This window comes from Agromyces albus, from assembly GCF_030815405.1.
In the GTDB taxonomy this organism is placed as follows: domain Bacteria; phylum Actinomycetota; class Actinomycetes; order Actinomycetales; family Microbacteriaceae; genus Agromyces; species Agromyces albus_A.
This window is the reverse complement of sequence record NZ_JAUSWX010000001.1, coordinates 265,167-277,483: the sequence shown is the minus strand read 5'-3', so window position 1 is coordinate 277,483 and position 12,317 is coordinate 265,167. Positions and strand designations below refer to the sequence as shown.

General features: G+C 68.5%; 12 protein-coding genes. 6 read left to right on the top strand and 6 right to left on the bottom strand.

Annotated elements, in window-relative coordinates; translation table 11 throughout:
• Positions 1 to 66 precede the first annotated feature (66 nt).
• Together QFZ29_RS01240 and QFZ29_RS01235 are read right to left on the bottom strand one after the other, a co-directional pair.
• Positions 67 to 1,026 (bottom strand): carbohydrate ABC transporter permease, encoded by a 960-nt coding sequence (locus QFZ29_RS01240; protein ID WP_306892422.1) that lies wholly within the window; start codon positions 1,024 to 1,026, stop codon positions 67 to 69.
• Positions 1,027 to 1,120: 94 nt separating this feature from the next.
• Positions 1,121 to 2,374, bottom strand: coding sequence for an extracellular solute-binding protein (locus tag QFZ29_RS01235; RefSeq protein WP_306892421.1), 1,254 nt, complete (start codon positions 2,372 to 2,374; stop codon positions 1,121 to 1,123).
• A gap of 311 nt (positions 2,375 to 2,685) precedes the next feature.
• On the opposite strand from QFZ29_RS01235, the gene QFZ29_RS01230 reads away from it, so the two are divergent.
• From QFZ29_RS01230 to QFZ29_RS01220, 3 genes are all read left to right on the top strand, one after another.
• The gene (locus QFZ29_RS01230) at positions 2,686 to 3,678 is read left to right on the top strand and encodes an N-acetylglucosamine kinase (RefSeq protein ID WP_306892420.1); all 993 of its coding nucleotides are present in this window, start codon (positions 2,686 to 2,688) and stop codon (positions 3,676 to 3,678) included.
• Positions 3,675 to 4,448: a glucosamine-6-phosphate deaminase gene (locus tag QFZ29_RS01225; RefSeq protein ID WP_306892419.1), complete on the top strand. Its 774-nt coding sequence runs from the start codon at positions 3,675 to 3,677 to the stop codon at positions 4,446 to 4,448. Before QFZ29_RS01230 ends, QFZ29_RS01225 begins: the two co-directional genes overlap by 4 nt.
• Positions 4,449 to 4,514: 66 nt before the next feature.
• A complete protein-coding gene (locus QFZ29_RS01220) occupies positions 4,515 to 5,687 on the top strand; it encodes an ROK family transcriptional regulator (protein WP_306892418.1) in 1,173 nt (390 codons plus the stop codon).
• Between the two features lie 36 nt (positions 5,688 to 5,723).
• Here QFZ29_RS01220 and QFZ29_RS01215 read toward each other — a convergent pair whose 3' ends face one another.
• Entirely contained in the window at positions 5,724 to 6,506 is a 783-nt protein-coding gene (locus QFZ29_RS01215; protein ID WP_306892417.1) for a glycoside hydrolase family 16 protein, read from the bottom strand.
• 149 nt (positions 6,507 to 6,655) lie between these two features.
• Between QFZ29_RS01215 and QFZ29_RS01210 the strand changes: the two genes are divergently transcribed.
• The 3 genes from QFZ29_RS01210 (at position 6,656) to QFZ29_RS01200 (ending at position 9,102) form a co-directional block, all read left to right on the top strand.
• Positions 6,656 to 8,098, top strand: coding sequence for an NAD(P)/FAD-dependent oxidoreductase (locus tag QFZ29_RS01210; protein WP_306892416.1), 1,443 nt, complete (start codon positions 6,656 to 6,658; stop codon positions 8,096 to 8,098).
• Positions 8,095 to 8,454 (top strand): cupin domain-containing protein, encoded by a 360-nt coding sequence (locus QFZ29_RS01205; RefSeq protein WP_306892415.1) that lies wholly within the window; start codon positions 8,095 to 8,097, stop codon positions 8,452 to 8,454. Before QFZ29_RS01210 ends, QFZ29_RS01205 begins: the two co-directional genes overlap by 4 nt.
• 78 nt (positions 8,455 to 8,532) lie before the next feature.
• Complete coding sequence (locus tag QFZ29_RS01200; RefSeq protein ID WP_306892414.1) at positions 8,533 to 9,102, top strand: MOSC domain-containing protein; 570 nt, start codon at positions 8,533 to 8,535, stop codon at positions 9,100 to 9,102.
• A gap of 183 nt (positions 9,103 to 9,285) precedes the next feature.
• Here the strand turns inward: QFZ29_RS01200 and QFZ29_RS01195 are convergent, their stop codons facing one another.
• From QFZ29_RS01195 to QFZ29_RS01185, 3 genes are all read right to left on the bottom strand, one after another.
• Positions 9,286 to 10,023 carry a winged helix-turn-helix transcriptional regulator gene (locus QFZ29_RS01195; RefSeq protein ID WP_306892413.1) on the bottom strand — a complete coding sequence of 246 codons (738 nt, stop codon included), beginning with the start codon at positions 10,021 to 10,023 and terminating at the stop codon, positions 9,286 to 9,288.
• 11 nt (positions 10,024 to 10,034) lie between these two features.
• On the bottom strand, positions 10,035 to 10,493 hold the full coding sequence (locus QFZ29_RS01190; protein ID WP_306892412.1) for a VOC family protein: 459 nt from the start codon (positions 10,491 to 10,493) through the stop codon (positions 10,035 to 10,037).
• 92 nt (positions 10,494 to 10,585) lie between these two features.
• The gene (locus tag QFZ29_RS01185) at positions 10,586 to 12,265 is read right to left on the bottom strand and encodes a PucR family transcriptional regulator (protein ID WP_306892411.1); all 1,680 of its coding nucleotides are present in this window, start codon (positions 12,263 to 12,265) and stop codon (positions 10,586 to 10,588) included.
• Positions 12,266 to 12,317 lie beyond the last annotated feature (52 nt).

Genomic DNA, 12,317 nt, shown 5'->3' with positions numbered 1-12,317 from the left:
GGCGCTGCAGCGGTCGCGGGGGGTTACCCGACAGGCGTGCCGTGGAGGACGAGATCGTGGTCGCCATTACGAATTGGCCTTCCGGCTGATCGCGATCTGGACGAGCGCGATGATCATGAGGATTACGAGGAGAACCATCGAGGCCGCGCTTGCGTAGCCCACGTCCGACTGGCCGAAGCCGGTCTTGTAGATGTACTGCACGATCAACTGGTTCGCGGTGCCCGGGCCACCGTTGTTCAGTGCCTGGATCATCGCGAACTCCTTCATCTGACCCAGGGTCATCAACAGGACGACGAGAACGGATGTCGGGGCGATGCCTGGAAGCGTGATCGAGACGAAACGCTGCCAGGCGTTGGCGCCGTCGAGCTGGGCGGCCTCGTAGTAGGAGGTCGGCACGTTGTTGATGGCCGCGATGAACAGGAGCATGTTGAAGGCGGCGCCGGCCCACGACGACGCCAGGATCACCACCATGAGCGAGAGATTCGCGTCAGACGACCACGGCACCGCACCACCGCCGAGCGAGGTAATCACGAAGTTCACGAAGCCGAAGTTCTCACCGAACATCCAGCGCCAGATGACCCCGGTGACGATGGGCGACACCAGCCACGGCAGGAAGAAGATGATGCGGGCCGCCGTCTTCCCGCGGGCCCTGAGGTTGGTCAGGGCCACCGCGAGGGCGAGGGACAGGGCGTAGCCGAGGGGAACGGAGAAGGCCGTGTAGATGAACGTGCGTCCGAGCGCCGCGTAGAACGTCGGGTCGCTGGCGAGCCTGGTGTAGTTGTCGAGGCCGATGAAGGTCATCGGTCCGAAGCCGCGGTACGAGGTGAACGAGTAGGCGAGCCCGAGAACGCCCGGCCACAGGAAGAACAGCGCGAAGAGCACGATGACTCCGGCCGAGAGCAGCAGCGGGGTGAGCCGGTATCGGCGTCGAGGTCGGCGTCGAGGAGAGGGCGTGAAGTCGGTGCCGCTCAGAACCGACGAATCCGCGGCCTCGGGGCTGACGACGCTCTGCATCGTGCTGGTCATGGTCTCTCCTCCGGAGGGGGTCTGTGCGGTCATCGGGGGCTGTCGGATGCGGCCGGCGTCCCGGTGCGCCTCATCGGCGCACCGGGACGGCAGCTCAGCGGAGCCCGGCCTTCGTCGACGCGATGATCGCGTCGACCGTCTGGTCGATCGTCTGCTCGCCACTGAGGTACCTGACCGTCTCGTCCTTCAGAGGTTCGACGTCCATGCTCTTGCCTTCGTAGCCCTGACGCAGCTGGTCCGTCGTCTGCACGGCCGAGACGGCCGGAGATGCAGCGATCTCCGCGTTGTACAGGGCGAACGCGTCCGCGTCCTTGGGGTAGTTCACGGTGAGGCCGCTCACGGAGGGCAGGCATCCGGCGATCTCGCAGTACTCGGTGTAGTTCTCAGGCGAGTAGAGCCAGGAGATGAACTTCTCGGTCTCCTCGTCCTTGCCCTGCCCGCTGAAGCCCACGATCCAGGACGCCGCGCCGTAGTTGGTCGCCTTGACCGGCTGCTGCGGGGTCGGAACCGATGCCCACGCGAATTCGGTGATGTTCGCCTGGAAGTCGGCGATCTGCCAGACACCCGAGTAGTAGGCGGCAACCTGTCCGCTCTTGAACGTCGCACTCGCGTCCTCGCCGGCGGTCCAGACGGACTTGGGCATGAAGCCGTCGTCGTTCATTCCCTTGAAGTACTCGAGCGCCGTCCTGCCCTCGTCATCGAACGAGATGGAGTCACCGTCCTGCACGACTCCCTGGCTGCCGAACTCGTAGAGGAAGGAACGAAGGCGGTGCGCCGATGGGTCCATCGTGAGTCCGTACTGCGCTCCGGTCGCAGTCTGCACCTGCTTGGCCTTGGCCACGAACTCGTCCCAGGTCCAGGTCTGGCTCACATCGGTCGGGTAGCTCACTCCTGCCTTGTCCCACAGGTCCTTGTTGATGAACATTCCCACCGACGTGAGGCTCGAGGGGAGCGCCTTGACCTTGCCGTCCGCCGGGTCTTCGACGGTGAGCGTGGGCAGCACCTTGTCGTCCTTGGCGATGCTCGAGAGGTCGAGGAGCTGGTCCTTCCACAGCGGGTCGACGTTCGCCGCGGCGGCGATGTTCGGCAAGTCGTTCGCCTGGGCGCTGTTCCGCAGGCGTGTGGTGAGGTCGTCGCCGGGCACATCCACGATCTCGACCTTGGTCCCGGTTTCTTCGAAGTACTTGTCGGCCATCTTCTGGTAGCCGCCTCCCTGCGTTCCGTCTCCTGAGAGCACGAACTGCAGTGGAGCTGACTCGTCGGATGACGGGGAGGAGCACGCGGCCAGGGATGCCAGCAGCGCACCGGCAGCGACAACGGCCACGGCGACGCGAATTCGGTTGTTCACAGGGGACCTTTCGTTGGGCGGGAGCGGCGAAGGGCTGCAGAACACCACTTCGAGTTGGTCTTTTCTATCAGTGCAATGGTTATCTGGTCAACGCAAAATGTGGGCAGTGGGCGAAATTCTTCCCCAAGAAACACGCGTTTACACGTTCGATATATTCCCCCTTAGAGGCTCGATCGAGGTTCGGAGGCGGCTTGCGAAAACGGTCTGGGGCGTGCTTTATTATCACTATGAGGCAATGGTGCGCCGATCGCCTCGCGACAGGATCGACCCTCCTCACCAGCAACAGACGAATTGATCAGAAGCGGAGAGTCGTGCCCGAGAGTCGCCAGCCCCCGAGCAACCCGTCGTCGAACGCCGATTCGTTCGAGTACACGGCGGTCCTCTCTCTCGTCGGCATCGATGTCGGAGGAACGAAGACCCACATCCGCGTCGTCGACAACGAAGGAACGGTCGCCGAGAGCGTGATCCCCTCCGAACACTGGCGTCGCGGCCCACTCTTCTCCGACGAAGGCAATTTCGACCGACTCGGCGCCGCCGTCCGCTCACTCGGCGCTGTCACCGGCGGCACGATCGTCGTGGCCGGCGTGCACGGCTGCGACACCGCCGAGCAGATGTCACGGGCGACCGCTCGCCTCGAAGAGGCGCTCGACGCGAGCGTCACCGTGGTGAACGACGCGCTCCTGCTGCACCACGCAACAGGCATCCGGCCCACCATCGAGATGATCGTCGGCACGGGCGCCGTGATCAGTGGAACCACCACCGATGGTGATCGAGTGACAGTCGACGGCTACGGCTGGCCTTTGGGCGACAGGGGAAGCTCGCACGATCTCGTGTCTGCTGCGCTTCGCGCCACACTCGGTGCTTGGGACAGAGGCGAGGGGGGCGCCGACCCCCTGTACCCGGCGATGCTCGCCGCGTTCCAGGCCGGGGATTCCGCGGAGCTGGCTGAACGCGCGTCGCTCCTGGCCAACGGAACGGCCTGGGGAGCGCACGCGTCCGTGGTCTTCGACCAGGTCGAGGCCGGCTCCCGCACCGCCGCGAGCATCGTCAATGCCGCTGCAGCGGATCTCGCCCGCGGCGTGGCCCACCTCATCGACCGGGGAGCGACAGGGCGAACGGTCGTCGCCGGTGGCGGCGTGATCGTGAATCAGGCGCCATACGAGAACGCCATCCGGCATCACCTCGCGCGAGTCCTTCCCGATGTCGAGCTGGTCGTCGTGAGGACTCCCCCCGTCCACGGCGCAGTCGAACTGGCCCGGGAGCTCCGGTCAAAGCGCGGCGAGCGATCGGGGGCCAGGTCATGACGACCACCACGACCGCTCCCGTACACACCTCCTCTTCTCTCCGCGTCGTCGTCGCCGCCGACGCCGAGTCAGCCGCGGGAATGGCCGCCGAGCGCATCTCGGCCCTCATCCGCTCTCGTCCGACGGCGGTGCTCGGGGTCGCCACGGGATCGACACCTTCTCCCGTGTACCGGGCCCTCCAGACGCTTCGTCGCACCGAGGGGCTCGATCTCTCGCAGGCCAGCGCCTTCGCCCTCGACGAATACGTGGGCATCGACCCTCGGCGCCCCCAGAGCTACCGAAGCGTCATCGACGGGGAGGTCACCCGATCGCTCGGTCTCGATCCTCTCCGGGTCGCGATCCCCGACGGCTCGGCGCCCGACCTCGTGGAGGCCGCGCACGCCTACGAGGAGAGCATCCGCTCCGCCGGCGGAGTCGACCTTCAGATTCTCGGCATCGGCCACAACGGCCACATCGGGTTCAATGAACCCGGCTCGGCGCACGACTCCCTCACCCGCGCGGTGGATCTCACGCCCGAGACTCGCCGGGCCAACGCCCGGTTCTTCGATGGTGGGATCGACGACGTGCCGACACAGGCACTGACCCAGGGCATCGGAACGATCCTGCGCGCGCGCGAAATCGTGTTGCTCGCGTTCGGTTCCGGCAAGGCGGAGGCAGTGGCCAGGGCACTCGAGGGCTCGATCGATCGATCGAGCCCCGCGTCGGCGCTACGAAGGCACCAGGCAGTCACCATACTTCTTGACAAGGCGGCCGCGTCGATGGTCGGGTGACCAGCCCCAGGCACGCCCGACTCCTTGCGTGTTGTGGCACCGGGCACCCCTCGAAGGAAGAGATCGATGAACACGAAGAAGCGCACGGCAACGACCCGGGTCGTCACCGAGATCAACCGAACCGCCATCCTCGACTGCCTCGAAGAGAACGGGGCACTCTCACGAAAGCAGATCGGCGCAAAGACAGGGCTGAGCTCGGCCACCGTCGAGCGGCTGAGTGCCGCCATGCTGGCCGAGGGCGTCCTGGCCCAGGAGGGCGTACAGCAGTCGTCGGGCGGGCGCCCGTCGAATCTGCTCAGGGTCGCGGGTGAATCGCGCGTGATCGCGGCGATCGATGTCGGCCGGGATCGCGCCCGTGGACTCCTGCGGGATTTTGCGCGGAATACCGTCGTCTCCGACTCGGTCGCCTTCGAGGTCGATCCGGCCACCGGTTCCATCTCCGCGTCGACAAGGCTCGCCGGAACCCTCGCTCTGACGGAGCGACTCGTCGAGGCCGCGGCGCTCGAGAAGCGGGACCTTCTCGGAATCGGCATCTCCGTGCCCGGAATCGTGCACGACGGACGCGTGATGAACACCGTCGAACTCGGCTGGCGTGACGTCGCCCTCGAATCCATCGTGGCGGCCACCACGGGCCTTCCCGTGCTCGTCGAGAACGACGCGAATGCGATCGCCTTCGGCGAGTGGGCCCACGGGGCGGGCAGGGGCGCCCAGAGCGTGGCCTCCTACATGCTCGGTGAGGGGGTCGGCGCGGGCATCGTGAACGATGGGGAGATCTACCGCGGCTTCCGTTCCGCCGCCGGCGAGGTGGGCTTCCTCTTCACGGAGCGGGACGCCCTCGCCCGCTATTTCACCGACCAGGGCGACCTCGAATCCCGCATCGCCGGGGTGGCGAGCGGCCACGGAGAAGGCCGGCTCGCGGCGCCGGAGGCCATGCGGCGACTCCTCGACGACGCGGCCAAGAAGGTTCCCTCTGCACAGCCGGCCGCAGACGAACTCTTCGACCTGCTCGCCTTCTCGTGCGGCGCGCTCGCCACGGTGCTCGATCCCGAGGTGATCGTGCTGGCCGGGCATCTGGCCCGGCATCCGGAGCACGCCATCCGGGAGATCTCGTCACGGCTCGTCGGCAGGATTCCCTTCCCGCCGAGGCTGGTCGTGGGAACGCTCGGCGACGACGGTGCACTGTTCGGCGTGGGCGAGGTCATCACGAGACGGGTGAAAGGATCGACCTATCTTGCCTGAGCTGCTCATCCCCTACACCCGAATTGGCAAGCCAGCTCAGCGCAGCCGGAACCCGCGCGCCCGCTGCACGCGGAACTCCTTCGGGTACGCCCCGGCGTCGCCTGCCTCGGGCGGGAAATGGAATACGTCGAGCATGAGCTGCATCGGGTAGTCGGGTGACTCGGTCGTCGAACGCACGAGCTGCCCGTCGATGAAGAAGCGTACGCCGCTGGGCGTCCACTCGACGGCGTAGTCGTGGAAGTCGCGCACGTCGAGCTCGACGCGAACCTTCTCGAAGTCGTCGGTGATCGTGGGGTCGTTGAAGGGGTGCACGCCCATGCCGACGAGGGCCGAGGCATCCGTCACCTCGTTGCCGAAGATCTCCATGACGCAGATCTCGGCCGAGTGCTCGGGCACGTCTTCGATGCCGATCATCCACAGGGCGACCATGCTGTTGGGATCTGCACTGGCGGCCGCGCGCACCTCGATGATGCCGTACCGCGGCGTGTACAGCCGCTGCTCGCGCTGCGCCTCGCGCACGACGAGGCCGTCGCGGAACGGATGCTGCCCCTCGCCGCTGCCCACGGGCCCCGATCGCACGCCGGTCTGCAGGTTCGACACCCGCACGATGCCGTCGTACTCCACCGACCACGGCGGCTGGTCGGCGTCGATCCGCAAGGTGAGCAGGCCGTCGCCCACGTCGTAGCGTGCGCGGGTGGCCTCGCGGCTGCTCCACTGCGGCAGGTAGTGCGGCAGCCATTGGGCGGGGTCGAGGTCGGGGCCGGAGAAGTCGGCGTCGAACTCGAGTTCGTAGCGGGCGTAGTCGATCGTCTCGGGCACACCTCATCGTGCCGGGTACCACCGACAGCGGCATCCGGCCATCCGGCCACCCTGTCCGGCGGCGAGCGGATGTCGGGACACCGCGCCGCTGGCGCGTCCGCCTCGCCGCGCGGGAGGATGGAGTACCAGACCGCGATGGAGTGATCCCAGTGGGAACGACCGTATTCGAACGGCGCCGGCCAGCGGCATCCGTCGTGCAGCACTCGCTCGAGCACACCGCGCAATCGGTGTTCTGGCTCGACGACGTCGGCCGCGTGCCGGCGCGCCCGAAGCTCTCGGGTGAGCGGGTCGCGCATCTCGCGATCGTCGGCGGCGGCTACACCGGGCTCTGGACGGCGGTGCTCGCCAAGCGCCGCAACCCGAACGCGCACGTCGTGCTCATCGAGGCGAAGACGATCGGCTGGGCGGCATCCGGCCGCAATGGCGGCTTCTGCGAGGCGAGCCTCACCCACGGTCGCGAGAACGGCCTCACCCGCTGGCCCGATGAACTCGACACGCTCAACCGGCTCGGGCTCGAGAACCTCGACGCGATCGAGGCGGCCGAGGCCGAGTACGGCATGGACTTCGAGTTCGAGCGCAACGGCTCGCTCGAGGTCGCCGTCGAGCCGCACCAGCTCGGGTGGTTACGTGAGTCGGCGGCGGATGCCGCGGCGCGCGATGACCCGACCGTGCGGTTCCTCGACGAGGCCGAGACCCGCGCCGAGGTGGACTCGCCCACGTATCTCGGTGCCGCCTGGCATACGCGCACGAGCGCAACGCTGCACCCCGCGAAGCTCGCCCTCGAACTCGCGCGGGTCGCCGAGGAGCTCGGCGTCGAGATCTTCGAGCGCTCCCCCGTGCTAGGCATGGACACGCCGGGCTCGACAGGAGCGGTCGCCCTCGTGACCGATGGCGGCCGGGTGGTTGCCGAGCACGCGGTGCTCGCGACGAACGTGTTCCCCTCACTCCTCAAGCGCAACACGCTCATGACCGTGCCGGTCTACGACTACGTGCTGATGACCGAGCCGCTCTCGGCCGATCAGCTCGCGGCGATCGGCTGGTCGAACCGCCAGGGCATCGGCGACATGGCGAACCAGTTCCACTACTACCGGCTCTCGCGTGACAACCGCATCCTCTTCGGCGGCTACGACGCGATCTACTACTACGGGGGTCGCGTGCGCGAAGAGTACGAGCGCCGGCCCGACACGTTCGCGCGTCTCGCGAGCCATTTCTTCACGACGTTCCCGCAGCTCGAGGGCTTGCGCTTCAGCCACCAGTGGAGCGGTGCGATCGACACGTGCACGCGCTTCTGCGCGTTCTACGGCACGGCACGCGACGACCGTGTCGCGTACGCGGCAGGATTCACCGGGCTCGGCGTCGCCGCCACGCGCTTCGCCGCCGAGGTGATGCTCGATCGCCTCGAGCGCCGTGAGACCGAACGCACGCGACTCGAGATGGTGCGTGAGCGGCCGCTGCCGTTCCCGCCCGAGCCGGCGGCCGCGCTCGGCATCAACGCCACCCGCTGGTCGCTCGACCGCGCCGACCACGCCGGCGGCAAGCGCAACGTGCTCCTGAAGACGCTCGACGCGCTCGGACTGGGGTTCGACTCGTGAACGGCGAGCTCCGGCTCGATGCGGGCACGGTGACGGATGCCGCAGCCATCGCCCTCGAGCACGAGCCCGTGCCGGCCGAGCAGGTCGTCGCGGGTGCGCCCACCACTGGACTTCGCGTGCTCGATTCGACCGACGGGCGAATCGTCGGAGTGTGGGAGATGACGCCGGGCGCGATGCGCGACATCGAGGCCGACGAGGTGTTCATCGTGCTCTCGGGTGCCGCGACGTTGGAGTTCCAGCATCCCATCGCCGACCCCATCGTGCTGGCGCCGGGCTCGGTCGTGCGGCTCGAGGCGGGCATGCGCACCCTCTGGACGGTGCGGCAGACCTTGCGGAAGCTCTACGTCGCGCCGTGACCCACTCCGTGGTCGAGTAGCGCCGCGGAAGGCGACGCGTATCGAGGCCACGCCCGCCCTCGGTCATAGGATCGATTCATGACCTCCCCGATCAAGCTCTCGACGGCCGGCGCGACGGTGATCGGTGTCGCCCGCGACGACGCGCACCGCTTCAGCAAACCGCTCCGTGAGGAGATCCAGCTGATCGCCGGCTTCGGGATCGATGGCGATGCCCACGCCGGGCCGACGGTGCAGCACCCCTCGCGCGTGAAGCGCGAGCCCTCCGCGCCGAACCTCCGCCAAGTGCACCTGATCCATGCAGAACTGCTCGACGAGCTCGCCATCGACGGCTACGAGGTTACGCCGGGTGCGCTCGGCGAGAACGTGACGACGCGTGGGGTCGACCTCTTGGGGCTGCCGCGAGGCACCCGCGTCAGGCTCGGCCCCGAGGCGGAGATCGAGATCACGGGGCTCCGCAACCCGTGCAAGCAGATCGACCAGCTGGGCGACGGCCTCATGAAGCGGCTCGTCTCACGCGGCGACGACGACGAGGTGGTGCGCCTCGCCGGTGTGATGGCGATCGTGCTCAGCGGCGGCGCCGTTCGCCCGGGCGATCCGATCACCGTGACGCTTCCCGACGGCGAGCACGAAGCCCTGCAACCCGTCTGACGCGTGAGTTCCCGTTTTCTCATGTGAATCCCGCCTCACATGAGGCAGATCTCACATGACACGCAGCGAGAACACACTCCGGTGGTCGGGTAGCACCGCCGAAGGCGACGCGTATCGAGGCCACGGTCCATGGTTCGAGTGGTTTCGATACGGCTGCTTCGCTGCCTACTCAACCACCGGTGGTCACGCGACGGATGCCTCAGCCGCACCCGCCCCCGCGGCGGCATCCGTCGTCGGGCCCACCGGATCAATGCGGAACGTGCGTGTGAAGCGCACCACCGCCTCGGTGTCGCCGGCGAGGATCGGCACGGCGCCGGGGTCGAGCGCGCCGGAGATCAGGTCGCGGAATCCCGCGGGATCGATCACGAGCTCGAGTTGCGTCTCGAACGCTGCCTCGGGCGCGCCCCTCCGCTGAGGTTGCGGCAGCGCGCCGGGGCCGATCGGCGCGACGTCGAGCGTGCCGTCGACCACGACCGCCCCCACGGAGACGTCGCCCACGTGCAGCACATACTCCGTCGGTGGCATCCCAGCGGCGGTATCCGCTCGGAAGGCAGCGCGCAGCGCCACGGCCAAGGCGTCACGGGTCACCAGGTCACCCTCAGCCGGCTCGCCGAGCACCGACCACCCCCACTGCTCGAGGGCGACGACGACGGGTTCGAGTGCCCGACCTAGGTCGGTGAGCTCGTACCCGCCGCGCACCGTCGGCACGCGCCGGAGGATGTCCGCCTCCTGCAGCTCTTTGAGCCGGTCGCTGAGGATGTTCGTGGGGATGCGCGGGAGCCCGGCTTTCAGGTCGCCGTAGCGGCGCGGGCCGACGAGCAGGTCGCGGACGATGAGCAGCGCCCACCGATCCCCGACCCGCTCGAGCGCCCGAGCTGCGCCGCTGTACTGGCCGAAGCCGCGCGTGCCGCGTGTGGCCATGTGGTCGACCGTCAGGCCGTCGACGACGGAGCTGCGGCTCCCTGCTCGGCGAGATACGCGGCGGGACCCACGTCGGCAGCCGCCGGCTCGATGTAGACGAACCCGAGGATGTTGCCGTCGGGGTCTTCGAGGTCGCGCGAGTACATGAAGCCGTAGTCCTGCGCCTCGCGCGGCTCGCTGCCGCCGGCGGCGAGGCCCTTGGCGAGCACCTCGTCGACGTCGTCGCGCGAATCGCGGCTGAGGCCGATGGACGTCTGGGCGTGGGTCTTCGGGTCGATGATCTGCTTGTCGGTGAAGGTGCCGAGGTACTCGCGCGTGAGCACCATGAAATAGATGTTGTCGTCGAGCACGACGCACGCGGCGTTCTCGTCGGTGAAGAGCGGGTTGATGCTGAACCCGAGCGAGGTGTAGAAGTCCTTCGACCGCTCGAGGTCGGTCGTCGGCAGGTTCACGAAGATTGAGGTGGGCATCAGTGACTCCAGTTCGAATCGGTCGGAATGGCGTTGCACGAGTTAGCTTGCTCTTTGCAAGTGCACTTGTCAATAGCAAGTAACTTCGCTGCCTACTCGACCACCGGGGCGCTGCGCCGCACGAGCAGCGCGAGGTGCAGCGCGGTGAGCGTCTCGCCGTCGTCGAGGTTCACCCCGAGCAGGTCGCCGATGAGCCCGAGCCGCTGGTAGAACACCGACCGCGAGAGGTGGCTCGCGGCGGCCGCGGCGGTGCGGTTGCCCGGGTGAGCGAGCATCGCGCCGAGCACGTCGAGCAGGTCGCCGCCGCGCGCGAGGTCGTACTCGATGAGCGGCGCGAGCATGCGCTCGCCGTGCCGCTGCAACCGGTGGTCATCGCGCAGCGACGTCACGAGCCGCATGAGCGGGCGGTCGTCGGCGCGGCGCAGCACCGGGCCGCGTGTCGCCCGCGCGACGGGACCACGGGCGAGGTCGATCGCCTCCTGCACCGAGCCGAGCAACTCGTCGAGACCGGCAGCGGGCGTGCCGATCGAGAGCACGAGACGAGCGGCGGATGCCGCGTCACCGCCCGTGAGCGAACGGGCGAAGCCGCGCGCCGTGGCGTCGTCGAGCTCCACGCCGCCGGGCAGCGAGAGCAGCACGATGCACTCGGGCGCGGGCAGGACCCGCTCGGGCGCAGCACCGGCGACGGCCCGGCCGCCGAGCGCGCGGGCCGCGGCATCCGCTGCCCCAGTCGTGACCTGGGTGCCGGAGGCGACCACGCCGAACAGCCGCGCACCGTCGATCGGCAGACCTGCGGCCTCGAGCCGCGCGGCCGCGCCCGGCAGGCCCGCGAACCGGCCCGCGAGCAGCGCGTCGACGAGGCGCTGCCTGCCGATGCGGACCCACTCGTCGGCGTCGCCGTCGGCGAGTCGGCCGAGCGCGAGGGCGATCGCCCCCTGTTCGAGCACGCTCGTGCGGCCGGCGGGATGCGCGGGACCGGGCAGCGCGATGAGATGCCCCCAGCGGATGCCGCGCGCCTCGACCGGCACGATGAGCAGCTCGTCGGCCGGCACCGGAAGCCCTCGGCGGCGGCGCTCTTCGTCGTGCCGATGCGCGAGCCGGGAACGTGCCTCCCAGTTGGTGAAGAGCTCCTCCTCGGCGGGTGACGGGGCGTCGGCGGCGACCATCTCGTGCGCGAGGTTCTCGAGCACGACCGCCGTGCCCAGGGTCTGCGCGAGCTGCTGCACGATGAAGTCGGCGGGCGAACCGCGCAGGCTGAGTGCGGTGAATCGGGCCCGCACCTCGTCGCGCGCTCGGAGCGCGGCCGTCTGCTCGGAGATGATGCGGCTGTGCACCGCCTCGGTGAGGGCGACGAACTTCACCTCGCGGTGCAGCGCGATGAGCGCGAGTCCTTGGGCGCGAGCGGCGGCCTCGACGATCGCCGGCACGTAACGGTAGTGCACGCCGAGCTCGAGCACGAGGCCCGACAGCCCGGCCTCGACGAGCCCGGCGATGAACGCCTCGAGCTCGGCGGGCTCGGTCGGCCAGCCCGAACCGGTCGAGAGCAGCAGCTCGCCGCCGTCGAGGAGGCGGGCGACCCCGGCGCTGTCGGAGACGTGAACCCAGCGGACATGCGCGTCGAGGGCGTCGTTGCCACCCGAGACCACCTCGGGAACTCCGTTCGCCACCGCGTCGAGCGCAATGATCTCGCGCACGGTCGGCAGGGCATCGTCGACCACGAGCGCAGTCGGACGATCCGTATGGATCACGGCATCTTCGCGACGTTCTGGCATCGGCTCGTCCCTTCTGCCTATGGAACACTGGGAGCACCAGCCTAGTCGAGCG